Raw genomic sequence first — 22,824 nt, forward strand, 5'->3', positions numbered from 1 at the left:
ACCCGATCCCGATGAAGGAGAGAACGTGAACGACCGTACGCAGTCGGGATCCGCCCCCGGCCGTCTGCTGCTGCCCGCCCTGTTCAGGGCCCAGGCCGCCCGCACCCCCCGGGCCCCCGCCGTCCTCGGCGCCGACGGAGCCGCCCTCAGCTACGCCGCCCTGGACCGGCTCGCCGGCCGCTACGCCGCGGCCCTGCGGGCCCGGGGAGTGGCCCCCGGCGACTTCGTCGGCGTCTGCCTGCCGCGCGGCCCCGAACTGGTCGCCGCGCTGCTCGGCGTCTGGTTCGCGGGCGCCGGCTACGTCCCCCTCGACCCCGACTACCCCGAGGCCCGCCTCGCGCTGGTCCTGGAGGACGCCGGAGCGGCCGTCGTGCTCGCCGCGCACGGCACCGCCGCCCGGCTGCCCGCCGGCACCACCGTCCTCGACGTCGCCGACGCGCCGGAGAGCGTGGCGGACGAGGAGGCCGCCGCCTTCCCGCTGGCCCCCGACGCCGCCCGGCCCGCGTACGTCCTGCACACCTCCGGCTCCACCGGCCGCCCCAAGGGCGTCCTGGTCCCGCACGGCGGCATCGCCAACCGGGTCCGCTGGCTGGCCCACCGCCACAAGCTGGGCGCCGCCGACCGCTTCCTGCTCAAGACCACCATCGGATTCGACGCCGCCGGCCTGGAGGTCTTCTCCCCGCTGGTCAGCGGGGGAGCGGTGGCCGTCGCCCCCGAGGACGCCGAACGCGACCCCGCCGCCCTGCTCCGCGCCGTCGCCGCACACGGCGTCACCGTCCTGCAGGGCGTGCCCTCCGTCTACCGGCGCCTGGTCGAGCAGGCCGGCCGGCAGGACGCCGCCGCCCTGCGGCTGATCTTCAGCGCGGGCGAGCCGCTGCACGCCGAACTCTGCAGGGCGCTCGCCGAGCTGGCACCGCGCGCCGAGATCTGGAACACGTACGGACCCACCGAGGCCTCCGTCGACGTCACCGAGCACCGCTGGGACCCGGCCCAGCAGACCGGCGCCGTCCCCATCGGCCGGCCCATCGCCCACATGCGGGCCCTCGTCCTCGACCCGGCCGGCCGGCCCGTCCCCGTCGGCGTCCCCGGCGAACTGCACGCCGGCGGCGTCGGCCTCGCCCTCGGCTACCAGGGCCGCCCCGACCAGACCGCCGAACGTTTCGTGCCCGACCCGTACGGGGCGCCCGGCGAGCGGCTCTACCGCACCGGCGACCGCGTCCGCTGGCTGGCCGACGGCACCCTGGAGTACCTCGGCCGCCTCGACCACCAGGTCAAGGTCAACGGCGTCCGCATAGAGACCGGCGAGGTCGAGGCCGCCCTCGCCGCCCACCCCTGGGTGCGCGCCGCCGTCGCCGCCGCCGTCCCCGACGGCTCCGGCGGACACCGCCTCGTCGCCTGGGTCCAGTCCCGCGGCGAACCGCTGCGCCCCGAGGAACTGCGCACCTTCCTGCGCCGGGCCCTGCCCGACCCGCTGATCCCGTCCGTCTACGTGCCCGTCGCCGAGTTCCCCCTCACCGCCAACGGCAAGATCGACCGCTCCGCCCTGCCCGAGCCGGCCGCCGCGGCCGCCTCCGCCGCCGAGGGCGCGCACGTCCCCGTGCGCACCCCCGCCGAACGGGTCGTCGCCGAGCAGTGGTCCGCCCTCCTCGGCATCCCCGCCGAGCGGATCGGCGCCACCAACGACTTCTTCCAGCTCGGCGGTGCCTCCCTGCTCCTCAGCAGGCTCGCCGAGGCCCTGACGGCCGCCGCCGGCACCCGGGTCCCGCTGCGCGCCCTGTTCACCGCCACCACCGTGGAGGCACAGGCCGCCCTGCTCGCCGACGCCCCCGCCCTGGCCGCCGCCGGGCCCGACGCCGACGAGACCGTCCGGCCCGTGGAGCGCCCCGACGGGGGCCTGCCCCTGTCGCCCGGCCAGCAGGGCCTGTGGCTGATGGACCGGATGCGCCCCGGCAGCGCCGAGTGGAACGCGCCCGTCTTCATCACCCTGCCGCACGCCTACGCCGACGACACCGTCGCCGCGGCCCTGACCGGCCTCGCCGAACGCCACGAGATCCTGCGCACCCGCTACGTCCTGCGCGGCACCGAGCCCGTGCAGATCGCCGACGCCGACGCCCGCGTCGAGCTGCGCAGCACCCGCGCCGAGACCGCGGCCGCCCGCCACGCCCTGATCGAGGACGAGTTCAGCCGCCCCTTCGACCTGGAGGCCGGCCCGGTCTGGCGCGCCCTCACCGTGCGCGGAACGGACTCCCTGCACCTCGTGCTGTCCGTCCACCACATCGCCTGCGACGGCTGGTCCTCCGTCGTCCTCGAACGCGACCTGCTGGCCCTCGCCGACGCCGCGCACCACGGCACCACCGCCGGACTGCCCGCCCTGCCCGTGCAGTACGCCGACCACGCCGCCCACCAGCGGCGCCGGCTGGCCGGATCCGCCGCCGGCGCGGAACTGTCGTACTGGAAGCAGGCCCTGGAGGGCATCCTCTCCGTCGACCTGCCCGCCGACCGGCCCCGGCCGGCGGTCCGCGACGGACTCGGCGCCGCCCACGTCTTCACCGTCCCCGCCGGCCTGGCCGAACGGGCCGCCGCCCTCGGACGCGGCCACGGCGCCACCCTCCAGCAGACCCTGCTGACCGTGTTCGGGACCCTCGTTGCCCGGCTCACCGGCCAGTGGGACGTACCGGTCGGCGTGCCCGTCGCCGGGCGCGAGCGGCCCGAGGTCGCCGATGTCGTCGGCTTCTTCCTCAACACCCTGGTGATGCGCTGCGACGCCCCCGCCGACGCCACCTTCGCCGAGGCCCTGGTCCGGGTGCGCGACACCGCCCGCGCCGCCTTCGCCCACCAGGACCTGCCGTTCGACCGGCTCGTCGCCGAGCTGGACGAGGCCCGCGACCCCGGCCGCACCCCCCTCTACCAGGTCATGTTCGACCTGCACGAGGAAGGCCGCACCGGCACCGCCACGGCCGCGGACGACGTCGACGCCTTCCGCGGCGCCTGGCGCTCCGCCCGCACCGACCTCACCTTCGTCGTGCAGCGGCAGGCCGACGGCTCCCTGCTCGGCATGGTCGAGTACGCCACCTCCCTCTTCGACGCGGCCACCGTCGAACGGTTCGCGGCCGGCTGGGTCCGGCTCCTGGAGTCCGTCACCGCCGATCCCGGGGTCCGCCTCGGCCGTGCCGGACTGCTCCCCGACGCCCTGCGCACGGAGATCCTGGCGCTGGGCCCGGGCGCCCCCGAACCCGGCGCCGACCGGGCCGGCGAGGACGCCGTGCACACCGCGATCGCGGCCGTCGCCCGCCGCTCCCCGGACGAGACCGCCGTCGTCTGCGGCGGCGAGAGCTGGAGCTACGCCCGGCTGGAGCGCCGTGCCGAGGCCTTCGGGCAGCGGCTGCGGGAACTGGGCGCGGGCCCCGAGACCACCGTCGCCGTCATGCTGGGCCGCACCCCCGACCTGATCGCCGCCTACCTCGGCACCTGGAAGGCCGGCGCCGCCTACGTACCGCTCGACCCGGCGGCCCCCGACGAGCGCCTGGGCTACGTCCTCCAGGACGCCGGCGTCACCCTGCTGGTGTCCGACCTGGCCGGCGCCACCCGGCTGCGCGGCCACCACGACGGCCCCTGGCTGGCGGTGGACACCGACGAGCGCCTGGCCGTGGCCTCCGGCGGTGCGCAGGCCGCCGGCCGGCCCGGCGTCGGGCTCGCCGCCCGGGCGCCCAGCGCCGAGTTCGCCGCCGCCGCGGGCGCGGCCGCCCTGGCCTCGGCCAGCGACCCGGCGCTCGCCGCCGACGGCCTCGCCTCGTGGACCCGTACCGAGGGCCCGGGCGAGCAGTACACCGAGGGGCCGCCGTCCTGGGCCGGCACACCGCCGGAGGCACCGGCGGACCCGTCGCGGCTGGCGTACATCATGTACACCTCCGGCTCCACCGGCCGCCCCAAGGGCGTCGCCGTCGAGCACCGCACCCTGCTGGCCATGCTCCGCGCCTCCCAGGCCCACCTGGACTTCGGGCAGGGCCCCGACGACGCCTGGCTCGCCCTGGCCCAGCCCACCTTCGACATCTCCTGCACCGAGCTGCTGATGCCGCTCGTCGCCGGCGGCCGGGTGGTCCTCGCCCGGGAGCGGGACCTGGGCGACCACGCCGCGCAGCTGCGGCTCATCGAGGAGCACGGCGTCAGCCACCTCCAGGTCGCCCCGCCGCACTGGCAGATGCTCATCGACGCGGGGCTGGGCCGGCGTCCGCTCGTCGGCCAGACCGGCGGCGAGCCCTGCCCGCCCGCCCTGGCCCGGGACCTGTCCCGCCGCCTGCTGCGGTTCGTCAACGAGTACGGGCTCACCGAGACCACCATCGCCGCGACCCGCTGGGACGCCCACGACACCGCCACCGCCGTACCCGTCGGCCGCGCCTACCCGCACATCACCGCCCGCGTCCTGGACGAGTACCTGGAGCCCGTCCCGTACGGCACCACCGGCGAACTCTGCGTCGGCGGCGCCGGCCTGGCCCGCGGCTACCACGGCCGCCCCGACCTGACCGCGGCCTCCTTCGTCCCCGACCCGTACGGAGCCCCCGGCGCCCGCCTCTACCGCACCGGCGACCGGGCCCGGATGTCCGCCGACGGCACCATCGAGTTCGCCGGCCGCGCCGACGGCCAGGCCAAGATCCGCGGCCGCCGCGTGGAGACCGGAGAGGTGCAGGGCGTCCTCGCCGAGCACCCCGGGGTCTCGCAGTGCGCGGTCGTCGTGCACGGCACCGGCTCCAACGCCGCGCTGGTCGGCTACTGGGTCCCCAGCGGCTCCAACCCGCCCGCAGACTCCGAACTCCTCGACCACTGCGCCCGCAGCCTGCCGGACTACATGGTCCCCGCGCTGCTGGTGCCCGTACCGGAGATCCCGCTCACCCGGCACAACAAGGTCGACACGGCGGCCCTGCCCGCCCCCGACCTCGCCGCGGCCCTCTCCGACGAGCCGTACACCGCGCCCGAGGGCCCGGTCGAGGAGATCGTCGCCGAGATCTGGGCCGAGGTCCTCGCCGGGGAGGACGGCACCACCCGCCGGATCGGCGCCCGCCAGGGCTTCTTCCGGATCGGCGGGAACTCCGTCCTCGCCGCCCGCGTCATCGCCCGCCTCCACGAGGAGTTCGACGTCGAGATGCCGCTGCGCGCCGTCTTCGAGCACCCCACCGTCACCGGTCTCGCCGCAGCCGTCGAAGAGGCCGTCCGCCTTGAGATCGAGACCCTCGACCACGCCGAACTCGCCATCGCCCACAGGGAGTACCAGCCGTGACCGCACCCACCGCACCCACGCAGGACGAGCTGCGCGCGGAGCTGCTGCGCAGACGGCTCGCCGGCCGCGCGGGCCGCGCCGCGGGCGTCCCGGCCCGTACCGGGATCCCGCGCGCCGACCGGGGGGCGCCGCTGGCGCTCTCCGCCGGCCAGCGCCAGCTGTGGTTCCTGCACCAGCTCGACCCCGACAGCCCCGAATACCTGCTGCCGCTCGCCCACCGGCTGCGCGGCACCCTCGACGAGAGCGCCCTGCGCCGCTCCTTCGACGCGCTGGCCGCCCGCCACGAGATCCTGCGCACCCGCTACCTCCTCGACGGCGCCGAGCCGCGCCAGACCGTCGACCCGGCCGGCCCCGTCGACTACGCCGTCACCGAGGTCAGCGGGGTGGCCGAGGCCGACCGGGACGCCGCCGCGGCCGCCTTCGCCCAGGCCCGCGCCACCGAGGTGTTCGACCTGGCCACCCAGGCCCCGCTGCGGGTGCGCCTGCTGCGCCTGGCCGCCGATGACCACGTCCTGGTCGTGGTCATGCACCACATCGCCTGCGACGCGCTGACCCGGCCGCTGCTCCTCGCCGACCTGGCCGCCTGCTACCGGGCCGCGGGGACCTTCGCCGGCCCGCTGGACGGCGTACTGCCCGAACCGCCCGTCCAGTACGCCGACTACGCGGCCTGGATGAACGCCCGCCAGAGCGGCCCCGCCGCCGAGGCCGCCCTCGACTGGTGGCGCGGACGGCTCGCCGGCACCGAACCGCTCGGCCTGCCCACCGACCGGCCGCGCCCGTCCGTGCGCGGCTGGGCCGGCGCCGTCGCCGAGTTCGACGTGCCCGCCGCCACCGCCGCCCGGCTGCGCACCCTCGCCGAACAGGAGGGCGCCACCCTCTTCATGGTCCTGCTCAGCGCCTACCAGGCACTGCTGGGCCGCTACACCGGCAAGCGGGACGTCAGCGTCGGCACCGCCGTCTCCGGCCGCACCCGCCCCGAGCTCCAGCAGATGGCCGGCTACGCCTACAACAGCCTCGTGCTGCGCGGCCGCTGGCAGGGCGACCCCGCCTTCCGCGAGCTGCTCGCCGGCAACCGCACCGCCGTCCTGGACGCCTTCGACCACCAGGACACCCCCTTCGACAAGATCGCCGACGAGCTGGAGCCCGAGCGCGACCTGTCCACCACCCCGCTCTTCCAGGTGATGTTCGACCTGGCATCCGGCCAGGGCTCCGACAGCCCCGACCTGCCCGGCCTCACGGTCAGCCCGGTCGCCGCCAGCGGCCGGATCGCCCGGTTCGACCTCACCATGCACCTCGCCGAGCGCCCCGACGGCTCCCTGCACGGCGCCCTGGAGTACGCCACCGACCTGTTCGAGGCCGCCACCGCCGAGCGGATCACCGGCCACTACGCCGCGCTGCTCGCCGCCGTCGCGGAGCGCCCCGGCGCCCCCCTGTCCACCCTGGAGTTCATCGGCGACGCCGAGCGCGCCCTGCTCCTCGACGGCCCTGCCGAGCCGGTCGGCGCCGCCGTGGACGCCGCCGCCCTGCGGCCCGTCTTCGAGACCATCGCCGAGCGGATGACCGCCACCCCCGGCGCGGTCGCCGTCCGGCACGCCTCCGGCGAGCTCACGTACGCCGAACTCGACGCCCGCGCCGACCGGTTCGCGCGCCGCCTGGTCCAGCTCGGCGTACGCCCCGACGACACCGTCGGCGTCCTCCTGGACCGCGGGCCCGACCTGGTCGCCGCCCTGCTGGGCATCTGGCGGGCCGCCGCCGCGTACGTGCCGATCGACCCGGGCTACCCGGACGAGCGCATCTCCTTCATGCTCGGCGACACCGCGACCCGCCTCGTCGTCACCCAGTCCCGGCACGCGGACCGCTTCGAGGGCCCGGAACTCGTCATCGTCGACGACCCGGCCGAGCGGACCGCCCTCGCCACCGCCGAGGCCGAACTGCCCGCCGCGTACGACATCGACCAGCTCGCCTACGTCATCTACACCTCCGGCTCCACCGGCAAGCCCAAGGGCGTCCTCATCGGCCACCGGGGCCTGGCCAACTACCTCACCTGGACCGCCGGCGCCTACGCCTCGGCCGGCACCGGCGGCGCGCCCCTGTTCTCCTCCGTCGCCTTCGACCTCGGCGTCCCCGACCTGTACGCCCCCCTGATGACCGGGCAGAGCGTCCACCTGCTGCCCCAGGACTTCGACACCGCCGACCTGGGCGCGCTGCTCGCAGCCGGGGGACCGTACGCCTTCATCAAGCTCACCCCCGGCCACCTCGACCTGCTCTCCCAGCAGCTGGACGCCGCGCAGGTCCGCGACCTGGCCGGCCTGGTCATCGCCGCCGGCGACTCCTTCACCCACCGCCTCGCCGAGCGCTGGGCCGCCGCCGCGGGCCCGGACGGCACCCGCCTCGCCGCCGAGTACGGCCCCACCGAGATCACCGTCGGCAACTCCGCGCACTTCCTCGCCGCCGACGGCGCCCCCCACGGCCCCGTCACCACCGAGCTCGTCTCCATCGGCCGGGCCATCCCCCACACCACCATGTACGTCCTCGACGAGCACCTGCGGCCGCTGCCGCTGGGCGTCCCCGGCGAGGTGTGGATCGGCGGCACGGGCCTGGCCCGCGGCTACGCCGGCCGCCCCGACCTGACCGCCGAGCGCTTCCTGCCCGACCCGTACGGCGCCCCCGGCGCCCGCATCTACCGCACCGGCGACCTCGCCCGGGTCCTGCCCGACGGCAGCCTCGACTTCGTCGCCCGCATCGACCACCAGGTCAAACTGCGCGGCTACCGCATCGAACTCGGCGAGATCGAGACCGCCCTGACCGCGCTGCCCGCCGTCGAGGAGGCCGTCGCCCTCGTCCGCGAGGACACCCCCGGCGACAAGCAACTCGTCGCCTACCTCGTCCCCGCCCCCGGCGCCGACGAGGCCGCGCTCGCCCCCGCCGCCCTCAAGGACGCGCTGGCCGAGGCCCTGCCCGCCTACATGATCCCCTCCGCCTACCTGCGCCTGGACGCGCTCCCGCTGACCGCCAACGGCAAGCTCGACCGGCGGGCCCTGCCCGCCCCCGGCCGCGAGGCCACCGCCGTCGGCGAGCACGTCGAGGCCCGCGACGCCGCCGAGGCCTCCATCGCCGCGGTCTGGGCCCAGGTCCTCGGCCTGGAGACGGTCGGCGTCCACGACAACTACTTCGACCTCGGCGGCGACTCCATCCGGGCCGTCTCCCTCGTCGGCGCCCTGCGCGAGGCCGGCTGGGAGACCAGCGTCCGCGACGTCTTCGAACACCGCACCGTCGCCAGGCTGCGCGCCGCCCTCGGCGACCAGGCCGGCGACGGCTCCGCCGAACGCGCGGACGGCCCCGTCGCCCCCTTCGCCCTGATCTCCGAGGAGGACCGGCTCACCCTGCCCGCCGACGTCACCGACGCCTACCCGGTCTCCCGGATCCAGGCCGGAATGCTCGTCGAGATGCACGGCCGCAGCGGCGAGAACCGCTACCACAACATCACCTCCTTCCGGATCCGCGACGCCCTCCCCTTCGACCCCGAGGTCTTCCAGCGCGCCGCCGACCTGATCGTCGAACGCCACGAGGTGATGCGGACCTCCTTCGCCATGGCCGGCTACAGCGAGCCGCTCCAGCTGGTCCACGCCGTCGGCACGGTCTCCATGCCGTGCGTCTTCGAGGACCTGCGCCACCTGCCGCGCGAGGACCGCGAGTCCACCCTGTGGTCCTTCGCCGACCGCGACCGCGAGGAGCTGTTCGACCTCACCGCCGCCCCCCTCATGCGGATGGCCGTCCACCTCGTCGACGACGAGAGCTGGTGGCTGTCCATCACCGAGTGCCACCCCGTCATCGAGGGCTGGAGCTACCACTCCCAGCTGATGGAGCTGCTCCGCGCCTACAACGCGATCCGCACCGGCGGCGAACCCGAACCGGCCCCGCCCGTCCCGGCCGTGCGCTACGCCGACTTCATCGCCGGCGAGCTGCGCTCCCTGGCCAGCGCCGAGGACCGCGACTACTGGCGCGAACTCGTCGACTCCCACGAGAAGTTCACCATCCCCACCGGCTGGGGCGGCGACCCGCACGGCATCGACGAGCGCTACCGCATCGACATCGGACTCGCCGAGGTCGAGCCGGGCCTGCGCGCCCTCGCCTCGGCCGCGCAGGTCCCCTACAAGAGCGTGCTGCACGCCGCGCACAGCAAGGTCCTGTCGATGCTGACCCGGGCCGGGTCCTTCCGCGGCGGCATGGTCGCCGACGCCCGCCCCGAGGAGGCCGGCGCCGAGCGGGTCTCCGGCATGTACCTCAACTCCGTGCCCTTCCCCTACCGCAAGGGCGCCGCGACCTGGGGCGAACTGGCCCAGGAGGTGTTCGCCCGCGAGGTCTCGCTGTGGCCGCACCGCCGCTACCCGATGCCCGCCATGCGCGTGGCCGGCGGCGAGAGCCACCTGATCGACGTGCTCTTCCACTACCTCGACTTCCACCAGGTCGACGTGGAGCTCATCGACATCATGGCCAGCCGCGACGACAGCCCCAACGAGTTCCCGCTCGTCGTCGGCACCCCGGTACGCGGCCACATGTCGATCGCCTCCCGTACGAGGACCCTCGCCAAGGCCAACGCCGAGCGGCTCGCCGGGCTGTACAAGGCCGTGCTCGCCGAGATGGCCCGCACCGGAGCCGACGGGGACGCCACCGGCGCCTTCCCCAGCGCCTACGAGAAGGCCCGCCTCGCCGCGCCGCCCCTGCCGCACCCCGAGACCCCGGTGGACGTCCTCGCCGGCTTCGAGGCGCGGGCCGCCCGCACCCCGTGGGCCACCGCCCTCACCGGAGCCGGCGCCCCCGGCACCTCGTACGCCGAGCTCGACGAACGGGCCAACCGCATCGCCCGCAGGCTGCGCGCCCTCGGCGCCGGCCCCGAGACCCGGGTCGCCGTCCTGCTGGACCGCGGGCCGGAGCTGGTGGCCGCCCTGCTCGGCGTGTGGAAGGCCGGCGCGGCGCAGCTCCCGGTCGACCCCTGCACCCCGGACGCCCGGATCGCCGGGCTCGGCTTCGAACTGGCCCTCACGCAGGCCTCGTACGCCGGACGCTTCGCCGGGATCCTGCCCGAGGGGCGGGTGCTCGCCGCCGAGGACGTCTCCCACGAGGGCGACGGCGGCCCGCTCGGCCTCCGCCTGGACCCGGACCGGCTGGCGTACGTCCTGCACACCTCCGGCTCCACCGGCACCCCCAAGGGCGTCGAGGTCACCCACCGCGCCCTCGCCCACTACCTCGACTGGGCGGTACGGGCCTACGCGGAGGCGGGCACCGGCGGAGCCCCCTGGTTCACCTCGGTCGGCTTCGACCTGGGCATGCCCGCCCTGTACGCGCCGCTGCTCACCGGGCAGCCGGTGCACCTGCTGCCGCAGGACTGGCAGCCGGGCGAGTTCGGGCCGCTGCTGCTGGCCGGAGCCCCGTACTCCTTCGTCGGGCTGACCCCCGGCCACCTCCAGCTGCTGGAGGCGCAGCTCACCGACAGCGAACTCGGCGGCCTCGCCGGGATCACCGTCTGCGCCGGCGACGCCTACCCGACCGCGCAGGCCGACCGGGTCTCCGCCCGGATCGCCGCGGCCGGCGGGCGGATGCTGCTCGGCGCCGAGTACGGACCCACCGAGGCCACCGTCGCCGCGACCTTCGGGTACGTCCGCCCCGCCGGACACATCAAGGTCGGCGGGCGCACCCTCGTCCCGCTGGGCTCCAGCCTGCCCGGCGTGCTGCTGCGGATCCTCGACGAGCGGCTGCGGCCGGTGCCCGACGGCATCGCCGGCGAGGTCTGGCTCGGCGGCGAAGGACTCGCCCGGGGCTACGCCGGCCGGCCCGCACTCACCGCCGAATCGTTCCTGCCGGACCCGTACGGACTCCCCGGCACCCGGCTCTACCGCACCGGCGACCTGGCCCGCCTCCTGCCCGGCGGGATCCTGGAGTTCACCGGCCGCGCCGACGAGCAGGTCAAGATCCGCGGCCACCGCGTCGAACCCGGCGAGGCCGAAGCGGCCCTGACCGCCGACCCGGCCGTCCGCGAGGCGCTCGTCGCACCCGTGGACGCCGCCGACGGCGGCAAGCGGCTCGCCGCCTGGGTGGTCCCCGCCGACGGGGCGTCCGTCGAGGTCCCCGCCCTGCGCGACCGGCTGCGCACGGTCCTGCCCGCCGCCGTCATCCCGGCCACCGTCACCGTCGTCGCGCAGCTCCCGCTGACCGCGAACGGCAAGCGCGACAAGGCCGCCCTGGCCTCCCGCCAGGCCACCGCGACCCCGCTGCCCTACACCGCCCCCCGCACCGACCTGGAGAAGGTGCTCGCCGAGGTCTGGTCCGAGGTCCTCGGCCTCGAACAGGTCGGCGTGCACGACGACTTCCGCGACCTCGGCGGGGACTCGCTGCTGGTGGCACCGCTGCTCGTCACCGCCCGCCGGCACGGACTGGCCCTCGACCTGGCCACCGCGCTCCGCAACCACACGGTCGCCCAGACCGCCACCGCGCTCGAAGCCGCCGCCCGCCAGGACGGCGCAGACCACCCCCGGAAGGGCTGATCCGATGGACCGCCACACCACCGACCGGCAGGGCCGCCGCCCCGCCCGCCACCTGATCTCCATCGACGACCTCACCGACCTGGACCTGCGCCGGATCGTGGCCCGGGGAGCCGAGTTCTCGGCCGGCACCGCCACCGGCTCCGACGCCCTCGACGGCCTGGTCGCCGGCATCTACTTCGCCAAGACCTCCACCCGCACCCGCACCGCCTTCTCCTCCGGAGCGCTGCGCGTCGGCGCCCGGATCGTCGCCTACGGCCCCGGCGACCTCCAGCTCAACACCGGGGAGTCCGTCGAGGACACCGGCCGCGTCCTGTCCGGGATGCTCGACGTCCTCGTCGCCCGCACCGCCGGCCCCGAGGCCGAACTGCGCGGCTGGGCCGCCCAGGACCGGATGGCCGTCGTCAACGCCATGAGCGCCGAGGAGCACCCCACCCAGGCCCTCACCGACCTCACCACCCTGCTGCGCCACTTCGGCCGGATCGAGGGGCTGCGCATCCTGTACGTCGGCGAGGGCAACAACACCGCCGCCGCCCTGGCCCTGGCCCTCACCCGCTTCCCGGGCGTCCACTTCGAGCTGCGCACCCCGCCCGGCTACGGGCTGCTGCCCTCCATCGCGCGGCGGGCGCTGGCCCAGGCCGGGCGCACCGGCGCGGTGCTCGTCGAGCGGCACGACATGGACGTGCTGCCCGAGGGCTTCGACGTCGTCTACACCACGCGCTGGCAGACCACGGGCACCGAGAAGCCGGACGCGAACTGGCGGGAGATCTTCGCCCCGTTCCAGGTCACCGCCGGCCTGTGGGAGGCCAGTCCGCGCGCCGCCTTCATGCACGACCTGCCCGCCCACCGGGGCGAGGAGGTCACCGCGGAGGTGCTGGACGGGCCGATGAGCATCGCCTTCGCCCAGGCCACGAACAAGATGCACAGCGCCATGGCGGTACTGGAGTACACCCACTCCGGCCCGGACACGGACGCGGTCGCCGACGACCTGGCCGGGCTCCGCCCCGCCCTGGCCGTACGGTGACCCCGCCGCCGAAGACGGCGACGGACCCGGCGGTCCTCCAGTGGCACCTGACGCAGGACGCCGGGGCCGCCCCGAAGGCCGGGGCCGAGGCCGAGGCCACAGCCAAGGCCGGAGCAGGAGCAGGAGCAGGAGCCGGAGCAGGAGCCGAAGCCGTGGCCGAAGCCAAGGCCGAAGCCGAAGCCGGAGCCGGAGCCGAAGCCGAAGCCGTGGCCGGGGCGACGGAGGCCGTGCCGCTGCGGCGGAACCGGGACTTCTCGCTGCTCTGGGGCGGCGCCGGGCTCTCGCTGCTCGCCGGGCGGGCCACCGCGGTGGCCTACCCGCTCACCGTGCTGTGGCTCACCGGCTCGCCCGGCGACGCCGGCCTGGTCGGCACCGCCCTGCTCCTCCCGCAGCTCCTCGTCCAGCTCCCCGGCGGCGCCCTCGTCGACCGCTGGGACCGGCGCCGGATCATGCTCGGCGCCGGCCTCGGTCAGGCGCTGGTCGCCGGAGCGGTCGCGGCGCTGCTGCTCAGCGGACACGTCTGGCTGTGGGCCCTGCTCGCCGCCGCCTTCGTCGAGGGCACCCTCGGCGTACTGCACCAGCTCGCCGAGCGGGCCGCCGTCCCCGCCGTCGTCCCCGCCGAACAGCTCCCCGCCGCCCTCACCGGCAACGAGGCGCGTACCCGCGGCGCGGCCATCGCCGGCCAGCCCCTGGGCAGCGGCCTGGTCGCCCTCGGGGCCTCCTTCCCCTACGTGGCGGCGCTCGTCGGCCAGCTCGCCTCCGTCGCCCTGCTGTTCGGGGTCCGGGGCAAGCTCCAGGCCGAGCGCACCGGCCCGCGCCCCGACCTGGTCGCGGACGTCAAGGAGGGCCTCGTCTGGATGTGGCGCCAGCACTTCCTGCGCGCCGTCATGGCCGCCGTGGCCGTCTCCAACCTGCTCTTCCAGGGCCTCAACCTCGCGGTGATGACCGGGATCCAGGAGAACCACGGCTCACAGTTCGAGATCGGCCTCGTCCTCTCGCTGAGCGGGGCCGGCGGGCTCGTCGGCGCCATCAGCGGCGGCTGGTGGGCCACCCGGTTCTCCCTGCGCACCCTGGTCCTCGGCGGACTGTCCGTCTGGACCGCGCTCATGGTGCCCGTCGCCGTCCTGCGCGACCCCTTCGCCCTCGGCGCCCTGTTCGCGGCCAGCGGCTACGTCGGCGGTGTCTTCAACGTCGCCGGCGGGGTCTTCATGGTCCGCGTCGCCCCCGACAGGATGAGAGGGAGGGCCAACTCCCTCGCCATGCTGGTCGGCGGCGGGGCCATGGCCGCCGGACCCGTCGCCGCGGGCTTCGCCCTGGAGGCGTACGGGCCCACCCGTACCGTCCTCGGCCTCAGCGTCGCCATGGGCCTCACCGCGCTCGGCGCGCTGCTCTCGCCCGCCCTGCGCCGCAACCCCCTCGACGCGTAGCCGCTTCCGCACCCCTTTCCGTACCCGTCCCGTGCCCGCGCAGGCCCCCGCCCAGGGGGCCTGCGCGGCCGCGTTCCCGGGGTCCGGGCACACGTACGGAACGTATAGAGCGGCCATAGCGGGCCACGGAAAAGTACAGGTCATCGCAGTCCCCCGAATGCCCGTCCGCATCCGCGCCAGACCCTGAAGGAGCACGACAATGCCGCTCAACTCCATGGACCGGAGGAGCGTCCTGCGGACCGCCCTCGGCGTTGCCGGAGCCGCCGCCACCGTCGGACTCGTCGGCGCGACGCCGGCCGCCGCCCACGGCCGCCACCGCCCGGAGCTGCCCAAGGTCGAGGGCCTGGTCGGCGACCGCTGGGCGAGCGAGTTCTGGTACGACTACGACGAGATGTCGTACTACAACCCCACCGCGGAGATGAAGGCCGCGGTCGGGGCGATCACCGCCCCCTTCGGCGGGTTCACCAAGTCGTACGACGCCTGGGTCGCCACCCGCAAGGGCGGCCGCTACCCGCGCAGCTGGATGGAGATCATCCAGCCGAACCGCGCCCACTTCGAACTGCTCTCCCGCGAGCAGAAGAAGGTCTACGACAAGTGGTACGGCCGCGACCCGAAGGGCCTCGTCTTCGCCTTCCAGGAGTTCGGCCAGGGCACCCTGTTCGACCCGCGCCGCCCCGCCGGCAACAAGGTCCACATGATGAACTACACGCCGCCGACCCCCACCCAGGCCTACCACCGCTGGCACGCCTACCTGCAGTCCTTCCAGCTGCTGAACATCGACCGCCGCTTCTGGGCGCACATCAACCGCCTCACCGGCATGGCCTGGGAGCTCCAGTCGATCGGCAAGCCGGTCAACGACGCCAACGACAACAAGCACCTGCCCAGGCACGTGGTCAACAAGGTCACCGCCAAGTGGCTGTGCCGCTCCGACTCCAAGGTCACCGCGGCGTTCGACGTCTGGCCCCACCCCGCCGACATGGGCAAGTAGGACCCGCCCCGGGGGGGGGGGGGGGGGGGGGGGGGGGGAGGGGGGGGAAGGGAGAGCGGGGAGGGGGGGGGGGGGGGGGGGGGGGGGGGGGGGGAGGGGGGGGGGGGGGGGGGGGGGGGGCGGTGGGGGGGAGTCTCCCCCCCCCCCCCCCCCCCCCCCCAGCCCCCCCCCCCCCCCCCCCCCCCCCCCCCCCCCCCCCCCCCCCCCCCCCCCCCGCCCCCCCCACATCCCGGCCCCCACGTTCCTTATGGCTCAGGAGGATTGGCACACCATGCGAGACACGACCGGATCAGTACCCCGAATCGGCGTCTGGATGGTCGGCGCGCGAGGCTCGGTCGCCACGGCCGCCGTCGCCGGCGCCGCCGCCATCGTCGCGGGTGCCGCCTCCCCCGTCGGGTGCGTCACCGAAACTCCCCCTTTCGCGGACGCGCCCCTCCCGGCCCTCGCCGACCTGGTGTTCGGCGGCCACGACGTCGTCGACACACCGCTGTCGGCGAGGGCCCGGCAGCTCGTGGACGCGGGAGTGCTGCCCGCGTCCGTCCTCAAGGCGCTGGACACCCCGCTGGCCGCCGCCGAGCTGGAGATCCGCGACGGATCCGCCCGCCCGGGGGAGCCCCAGTCCGAGACCGCAGCCCGCCTCGCCGAGGACATGGCCTCCTTCCGCGACCGGCACGCCCTGGAACAGGTCGTCGTGGTCAACGTCTCCTCCACGGAGCCGCTGCCCGAGCCCGACCCTGCCTTCCTCGACCTCGCCGCCCTCGAAGCGGGCCTCGCCGCCGGCTCGGTGACCCTGCCCGCCAGCTCCCTCTACGCCTACGCCGCCTTCACCGCCGGCTTCTCCTACGTCAACTTCACCCCCTCCGCGGGCGCCGCCCTGCCCGCCCTGGAGGAACTGGCCCGGCTGCGCCGCGTCCCGCACGCCGGCCGCGACGGCAAGACCGGCGAGACCCTCGTCAAGAGCGCCCTCGCGCCCATGTTCACCCAGCGCGCGCTGCGCCTGCGCTCCTGGTCCGGCACCAACCTGCTCGGCGGCGGCGACGGCGCGACCCTCGCCGACCCGGCGGCCGCCCGCTCCAAGACCGAGTCCAAGCAGCGCAGCCTGGAGGAGACCGTCGGGCACGCCGTCCAGGGCCAGGTCCACATCGACAACGTCCCGGAGATGGGGGAGTGGAAGACCGCCTGGGACCACATCTCCTTCGAGGGCTTCCTCGGCGTCCGCATGACCATGCAGTTCACCTGGCAGGGCTGCGACTCCGCGCTCGCCGCCCCGCTGGTCCTGGACCTCGTACGGCTCACCGCGCTGGCCGGCCGGCGCGGCGAGGCCGGGGCGCTGGCCGCCCTCGGCTTCTTCTTCAAGGACCCGGCCGGCTCCACCGAGCACAACCTCACCCTCCAGTACGAGACCCTGCGCGCCTGGGCCACCGCCCCCGCCTCCGCCCCCGCGCCGGTACGGCCGGACCCGCTGACCGGGGCCCGGCCGTGACCCCGGCAGCCGGCCCGGCCCTGAGCCCGGCCGCGACCGCCGCCGCGGCCGGGCGGGCGGGCCGCCCCCGCACCACCGCCCCCGACGGGCCGCTGCGCCTGCCGCCCTTCCCCGGCCGGGCCTTCCGGGCCCGCCGCACCCTGCGCGCCTACGCCGAGCTGCTCCGGGCGCCCGCCGCGGTCACCGTCCCCGGCGACGTCCTCGCCGGGGCGCTGGCCGCGGGACGCGGCGCCGGCCCCCGCACCCTGGGCCTGGCCGGCTCCTCCGTCTGCCTCTACTGGGCGGGCATGGCCCTCAACGACTGGGCCGACCGGGAGCAGGACGCCGCCGAGCGGCCCGAACGGCCCCTGCCGTCCGGCCGGATCAGCCCCCGTGCCGCACTGACCACGGCCGCCGCGCTCACCGCCGCCGGACTGGGCGCCGCCGCCCTCGCCGGCGGGACGCGCACCGTCCTCACCCGGACCCTGCCCCTGGCCGCCGCCGTCTGGGCCTACGACCTCGGAGCCAAGAACACCCCCTTCGGGCCCGCCGTGATGGCCGCCGCCCGCGGCCTCGACGTCCTGCACGGCACCGGCTCCGGCCCCGCCCGCCCGGCCCTCGCGCCGGCGGCCGCCGTCGCCGGCCACACCCTGGCCCTGACCCGGCTCAGCCGCCACGAGGTCGCGGGCGCCCCGCCGCACGAGGCGGCCCTGACCGCGCTGGCCTCGGCCGCCGCCGCCGCGGGCACCCTCCGCCGCGGCACCGGACCCGTACAGGGCGCCGCCCTCGCCCTCTACGGCGCCGGCTACGGACCCGCCCTCGCCCGGGTGCTGCGCCACCCCGCGGCCCCCGAGGTGCGCCGGGCCGTCGGCGCCGGCATCCACGCCCTCCTGCCCCTCCAGGCCGCCCTGGCCGCCCGGGCCGGAGCCCCCCGACTCGCCGCCACGCTCGCCGCCGCCCTGCCGGTGGCGCGCCGGCTCGCCCGGAAGGTCTCCCCGACATGAGCGCACCCGCCGCGCTCCGGTTCTCGTACGGCACCAACGGCCTCGCCGACCACCGCCTCGGCGACGCCCTGCGCCTCCTCGCCGACCTCGGCTACGAGGGCGTCGCGCTGACCCTGGACCACCAGCACCTCGACCCGTACGCCCCGGACCTCGCCGCCCGCGTCGACACCGTCCGCCGCGCCCTGGACCGCACCGGCCTGGCCGTCGTCGTCGAGACCGGCGCCCGCTACCTCCTCGACCCGTACCGCAAGCACCGCCCCACCCTGCTGTCCGCCGAGCCCGAGGGCCGCCGGCTGCGCCTGGACCTGCTGCGCCGGGCCGTCGCCATCGGCGCCGAACTGGGCGCCGGAGCAGTCCACTTCTGGAGCGGCACCCCCGACCCGGACACCACCGCCGACGAAGCCCGGCAGCGGCTGGTCGACGGCTGCGCCGAGACCGTGGGCCACGCCGAGGCCGCCGGGATCGACCTCGCCTTCGAACCCGAGCCGGGAATGCTCGTCTCCGACCTCGCCGGCTACCGCAGACTGCTCGCCGACCTCGGCCGGCCGGACCGCTTCCGGCTCACCCTGGACCTCGGCCACTGCCGGTGCCTGGAGCCCTGGCCCGTCGCCGACTGCGTGGCCCTGGCCGCCGACCGCCTCGCCCACGTCCAGATCGAGGACATGCGCCGGGGCGCGCACGAGCACCTCCCCTTCGGCGAGGGGGAGATCGACTTCCCGCCCGTCCTGCGCGCCCTCGCCGACACCGGCTACCAGGGGCTCGTCTCCGTCGAACTGCCGCGCCACAGCCACGCCGGAGCCGACTCCGCCCGCCACAGCATCGCCTTCCTGCACGCGGCCGCCGGCCGGCGCCCGCGGCAGCGGACTCACCAGAAGGAGGCCGTACCGGTATGACCGCCCCCACCCTCGCCCCGCCCCCCGCCACCCTCGCGGACAGCGCCGTGCACGACGCGCTGACCCTGCGCACCCTCCGGGAGTCCCTGCGCTCCGTCCTCGACCAGGAACACCGCACCCGGCTCACCGCCGCCGAGGACGCGGTCGCCGCAGAAGGCCCCGCCGCCCTGGACCGCCGCTTCCCCGCCGCCGGACGCGAGTACGGCCGCGGCCCCCTGCCCGGCTGGGCCGACTGGGCCGTCGAGGACGCCGTACGCACCGTCCTGCTGCTCGCCCTGACCCGGTACGGCACCTCCGGCGCCGCCCTGGCCGCCGAAGCCGCCGAACGGTACGCGCACGGCGACGCCGCCGAACGGCGGGGCGTCCTGCGCGCCCTGCCGTTCCTGCCGGTCGGCGCCCGCGCCGTGCACCTCACCGACGACGCCGTGCGCACCAACGACAACCGGCTCATCGCCGCCGCCCTCGGCCCCTACGCCCGCGCCCACCTCGACCAGTACCGCTGGCGCCAGGCCGTCCTCAAGTGCCTGTTCACCGGCATCCCGCTGGCCAAGGTGGCCGGACTGCACGAACGCCGCGACGCCGAACTCGCCCGGATGGCACACGGCTTCGCCGCCGAACGGCGCGCCGCCGACCGCACCGTCCCGGCCGACCTCTGGGTCGTGGCGACCCTCGACAACTGACGCACCGCCTACCCCTACCGGAGCCCCGACCATGCGCATCTTCGACCCGCACATCCACATGACGTCCCGCACCACGGACGACTACCGGGCGATGCACGCCGCCGGCGTGCGCGCGCTGGTCGAGCCCGCGTTCTGGCTGGGCCAGCCCCGCACCTCCCCCGCCAGCTTCACCGACTACTTCGACGCCCTCCTCGGCTGGGAGCCGTACCGCGCCGCCCAGTTCGGCATCAGCCACCACTGCACCATCGGCCTCAACCCCAAGGAGGCGAACGACCCGCGCTGCACGCCCGTACTGGACCTGCTGCCCCGCTACCTCGCCAAGGACGGGGTGGTCGCCGTCGGCGAGATCGGCTACGACACCGTCACCGAGGCCGAGGACCACGCCTTCGCCGTCCAGCTCGCCCTCGCCGTCGAGTTCGCCCTGCCCGCCCTCGTCCACACCCCGCACCGCGACAAGGCCGGCGGCACCGGGCGCTCCCTCGCCGTGATCCGCGAGTCGGGCATCGACCCCGGCTTCGTCGTCCTCGACCACCTCAACGAGGTCACCGTCCGCGAGGTCCGCGACTCCGGCTGCTGGATGGGCTTCTCCATCTACCCCGACACCAAGATGACCCCCGACCGCATGGTCGCCATCCTCAAGGAGCACGGCACCGAGCGGATCCTCGTCAACTCCGCCGCCGACTGGGGCCACAGCGACCCGCTGCTCACCCGTGCCACCGCCGAGGCCATGCTCGCCGCCGGCTTCGACGAGGACGACGTGGACCGCGTGCTGTGGCGCAACCCGGTTGCCTTCTACGCCCAGTCGGGCCGCCTCGGCCTCGACGGATACACCGACGTCCAGGCCGCCGGCCTCTACGCGGGCAACTCCATCGCCCGCGGCGGAAACTGATCAGGAAAGAGGAAACGCCTGATGCGCTTCCGCCACCCGGACGGCACCGCCGTCCACCTCGCCTACTGCACCAACGTGCACCCCGCGGAAACCCTGGAGGGGATCACCGCCCAGCTCGACACGTACGCCGAACCGGTCCGCCGGGCCACCGGCGAGCCCCTCGTCGGCCTGGGCCTGTGGCTGCCCGTGGACGCCGCCGCGGCCCTCGCCGCCGACCCGGCCGCCGTCACCCGGCTGCGCGGCGAGCTCACCGCCCGCGGACTGGAGACGGTGACCCTCAACGGCTTCCCCTACCGGGGCTTCCACGCGCCGGTGGTCAAGCGGGCCGTGTACTACCCGGACTGGTCCGAGCCCGCCCGGCTCGGCTACACCCTGAACCTGGCCCGGATCCTGGCGGGACTGCTGCCCGACGACGCCCAGCGCGGCTCCGTCTCCACCCTGCCGCTGGCCTGGCGCACCGCCTGGACACGCACCCGCACGGCCGCCGCCGCCCGCAACCTCGACGCGCTCGCCGCCGGCCTCGCCCGGATCGAGGAGGAGACCGGCCGGACCGTGCGCGTCGCCGTCGAGCCCGAACCGGGCTGCGTCGCCGAGACCACCGAGCAGGCCATCGAGGTGCTGTCCGACGTCGACCACGACCGGATCGGGCTCTGCCTGGACGCCTGCCACCTCGCCGTCGCGCACGAGGACCCCGAAACCGCCGTCGGCCGGCTGCTCGCGGCCGGACTCCAGGTCGTCAAGCTCCAGGCCTCCAGCGCCCTGGAGGCCACCGACCCGCAGGACCCCCGGGTCCGGGAGGCGCTGGCGGCCTTCGCCGAGCCGCGCTTCCTGCACCAGACCCGCGAGGCCGGGCCCGACGGCACCGGACTCCACGGCTCCGACGACCTCGGGCCGGCCCTGGCCGGAGCCCTGCCCGGCAAGGCGCCCTGGCGCATCCACTACCACGTGCCGCTGCACGAGGAGCCGGCCCCGCCGCTGTCCTCCACCGGGCCGGTGCTGCGCGACACCCTGCGGACCCTGTTCGGCGGGGACCACGCCGTCACCGACCACATCGAGGTGGAGACGTACACCTGGTCCGTGCTGCCCGAGGAGGCCCGGCCCGTCGGCGAGGCCGGCCTCGCCCGGGGCATCGCCGCCGAACTCGCCTGGACGGCACGGGAGCTGACCGCGCTCGGCCTGACCGCGTCCGGCCCCACCCCGACCGCACCCGCCGCGCAGAAGGAGCCCGGCTCATGACCGCCCCCACCCCCGCCGTCCGGCGGAAGAAGACCGCCGTCCTGTGCACCGTCGGCCTCACCCCCCGGCTGCTGCCGCACATGCCGAACGTCCGGGCCATCGGCGAGCAGGGCTTCGCCGCCCCGCTCGACACGGTGTTCCCCGCCGTCACCGCGACCGTCCAGGCCACCCTCACCACCGGCACCCTGCCCCGCGAGCACGGGGCCGTCGGCAACGGCTGGTACTTCCGCGACCACGGCGAAGTGATGATGTGGCGCCAGCACAACGCCCTCGTCCGGGGCGAGAAGGTCTGGCAGGCCGCCCGCCGCCACGACCCCGACCACACCACCGCCTACCTGTGCTGGTGGTGGGCCATGGGCGCGGACGTCGACACCGTCCTCACCCCGCGCCCCGTCTACCACTACGACGGCCGCAAGGCCCCCGACTGCTACACCGTCCCCGCCGGCCTGCGCGACGAACTGACCGCTGCCCAGGGCGAGTTCCCGCTCTTCAACTACTGGGGTCCGACCGCCTCGCTCACCTCCACCCGGTGGATCGCCGGCGCCGCCCGGCACGTCGCGGACACCCGCGACCCCGACCTGTCCTTCATCTACGTCCCGCACCTCGACTACGACCTCCAGCGGTTCGGCCCCGACAGCCCCGAGGCCGTCCGGGCCGCCCGCGAGGCCGACGCCGCCCTCGGCCCGCTCCTCGCCGACCTGCGCGACCGCGGCACCACCGTCGTCGCCCTCAGCGAGTACGGCATCTCGCCGGTCAGCCGGCCCGTGGACGTCAACCGCGCGCTGCGCCGCGAGGGACTGCTGTCCGTCTACACCCAGCGCGGGATGGAGTACCTCGACCCGTACACCTCCCGGGCGTTCGCCGTCGCCGACCACCAGGCCGCCCACGTCTACGTGGCCGACCCGGCCGACGTCCCGCGCGTGCGCGACGTGCTGAAGTCCCTGGACGGGGTCGACGAGATCTGGGACCGCACCCAGCAGGCCGACCACGGCATCGACCACCCGAACGCCGGCGAGCTCGTAGCCGTCTCGGAACCCGACGCCTGGTTCACGTACTACTACTGGCTCGACGACGGCCGCGCCCCGGACTTCGCGCGCGGCGTCGAGATCCACCGCAAGCCGGGCTACGACCCGGCCGAGCTGTTCTTCGACCCCGCCGATCCGGCGGCCAAGGCGAAGGCGGCCCTCGCGGTGCTGAAGAAGAAGGCGGGGATGCGCGCACCGCTCCAGGTGGTGCCGCTCGACCCGGGCTGCGTCCGCGGCAGCCACGGACGGCTGCCCGGCGACGACCGGGACGCGCCCGTGCTGCTCTGCTCGGACCCGTCCCAGGAACGGCCCCGCTACCACGCCACCGAGGTGAAGGACCTGCTCCTGCGCCTGGGCGGACTGACCTGACAACGCCCTCAAGGGG

General features: G+C 75.8%; 12 protein-coding genes. All 12 read left to right on the forward strand.

Annotation, left to right across the window (positions count from 1 at the left end; genetic code table 11):
- The first annotated feature begins 25 nt into the window (after positions 1-25).
- The 12 genes from ACZ7IF_RS15765 to ACZ7IF_RS15820 all read left to right on the forward strand — a co-directional run bounded on the left by ACZ7IF_RS15765 (position 26) and on the right by ACZ7IF_RS15820 (position 22,808).
- Positions 26-5,272, forward strand: a complete 5,247-nt coding sequence (locus ACZ7IF_RS15765; RefSeq protein ID WP_470970644.1) for an amino acid adenylation domain-containing protein — start codon at positions 26-28, stop codon at positions 5,270-5,272.
- On the forward strand, positions 5,269-11,814 hold the full coding sequence (locus ACZ7IF_RS15770) for an amino acid adenylation domain-containing protein (RefSeq protein WP_470970648.1): 6,546 nt from the start codon (positions 5,269-5,271) through the stop codon (positions 11,812-11,814). The genes ACZ7IF_RS15765 and ACZ7IF_RS15770 overlap by 4 nt, the downstream gene beginning before the upstream one ends.
- A 4-nt stretch (positions 11,815-11,818) precedes the next feature.
- Positions 11,819-12,835 carry an ornithine carbamoyltransferase gene (locus ACZ7IF_RS15775; protein WP_470970653.1) on the forward strand — a complete coding sequence of 339 codons (1,017 nt, stop codon included), beginning with the start codon at positions 11,819-11,821 and terminating at the stop codon, positions 12,833-12,835.
- Entirely contained in the window at positions 12,832-14,262 is a 1,431-nt protein-coding gene (locus ACZ7IF_RS15780) for an MFS transporter (protein ID WP_470970658.1), read from the forward strand. The genes ACZ7IF_RS15775 and ACZ7IF_RS15780 overlap by 4 nt, the downstream gene beginning before the upstream one ends.
- Positions 14,263-14,461: 199 nt before the next feature.
- Positions 14,462-15,250, forward strand: coding sequence for a Tat pathway signal sequence domain protein (locus ACZ7IF_RS15785; protein WP_470970664.1), 789 nt, complete (start codon positions 14,462-14,464; stop codon positions 15,248-15,250).
- A gap of 271 nt (positions 15,251-15,521) precedes the next feature.
- Positions 15,522-16,733 carry an inositol-3-phosphate synthase gene (locus ACZ7IF_RS15790; RefSeq protein WP_470970671.1) on the forward strand — a complete coding sequence of 404 codons (1,212 nt, stop codon included), beginning with the start codon at positions 15,522-15,524 and terminating at the stop codon, positions 16,731-16,733.
- Positions 16,730-17,716, forward strand: coding sequence for an SCO3242 family prenyltransferase (locus ACZ7IF_RS15795; protein ID WP_470970674.1), 987 nt, complete (start codon positions 16,730-16,732; stop codon positions 17,714-17,716). The genes ACZ7IF_RS15790 and ACZ7IF_RS15795 overlap by 4 nt, the downstream gene beginning before the upstream one ends.
- Complete coding sequence (locus tag ACZ7IF_RS15800) at positions 17,713-18,609, forward strand: sugar phosphate isomerase/epimerase family protein (protein ID WP_470970679.1); 897 nt, start codon at positions 17,713-17,715, stop codon at positions 18,607-18,609. The genes ACZ7IF_RS15795 and ACZ7IF_RS15800 overlap by 4 nt, the downstream gene beginning before the upstream one ends.
- Positions 18,606-19,289, forward strand: coding sequence for an EboA domain-containing protein (locus tag ACZ7IF_RS15805; RefSeq protein WP_470970681.1), 684 nt, complete (start codon positions 18,606-18,608; stop codon positions 19,287-19,289). Before ACZ7IF_RS15800 ends, ACZ7IF_RS15805 begins: the two co-directional genes overlap by 4 nt.
- A gap of 31 nt (positions 19,290-19,320) precedes the next feature.
- A complete protein-coding gene (locus tag ACZ7IF_RS15810) occupies positions 19,321-20,178 on the forward strand; it encodes a TatD family hydrolase (RefSeq protein WP_362474144.1) in 858 nt (285 codons plus the stop codon).
- A 21-nt stretch (positions 20,179-20,199) separates the two neighbouring features.
- The gene (eboE, locus tag ACZ7IF_RS15815) at positions 20,200-21,414 is read left to right on the forward strand and encodes a metabolite traffic protein EboE (protein WP_470970689.1); all 1,215 of its coding nucleotides are present in this window, start codon (positions 20,200-20,202) and stop codon (positions 21,412-21,414) included.
- Complete coding sequence (locus ACZ7IF_RS15820) at positions 21,411-22,808, forward strand: alkaline phosphatase family protein (protein WP_470970696.1); 1,398 nt, start codon at positions 21,411-21,413, stop codon at positions 22,806-22,808. The genes eboE and ACZ7IF_RS15820 overlap by 4 nt, the downstream gene beginning before the upstream one ends.
- Positions 22,809-22,824 lie beyond the last annotated feature (16 nt).

This window comes from Streptomyces sp. NPDC037421 (assembly GCF_055602105.1).

Bases quoted from the DNA above. Each gene is read 5' to 3' on its own strand.
- ACZ7IF_RS15775 (WP_470970653.1), top strand. From the start codon at position 11,819: ATGGACCGCCACACCACCGACCGGCAGGGCCGCCGCCCCGCCCGCCAC.
- ACZ7IF_RS15810 (WP_362474144.1), top strand. From the start codon at position 19,321: ATGCGCATCTTCGACCCGCACATCCACATGACGTCCCGCACCACGGAC.
- ACZ7IF_RS15785 (WP_470970664.1), top strand. From the start codon at position 14,462: ATGCCGCTCAACTCCATGGACCGGAGGAGCGTCCTGCGGACCGCCCTC.
- eboE (WP_470970689.1), top strand. From the start codon at position 20,200: ATGCGCTTCCGCCACCCGGACGGCACCGCCGTCCACCTCGCCTACTGC.
- ACZ7IF_RS15820 (WP_470970696.1), top strand. From the start codon at position 21,411: ATGACCGCCCCCACCCCCGCCGTCCGGCGGAAGAAGACCGCCGTCCTG.
- ACZ7IF_RS15800 (WP_470970679.1), top strand. From the start codon at position 17,713: ATGAGCGCACCCGCCGCGCTCCGGTTCTCGTACGGCACCAACGGCCTC.
- ACZ7IF_RS15805 (WP_470970681.1), top strand. From the start codon at position 18,606: ATGACCGCCCCCACCCTCGCCCCGCCCCCCGCCACCCTCGCGGACAGC.
- ACZ7IF_RS15790 (WP_470970671.1), top strand. From the start codon at position 15,522: ATGCGAGACACGACCGGATCAGTACCCCGAATCGGCGTCTGGATGGTC.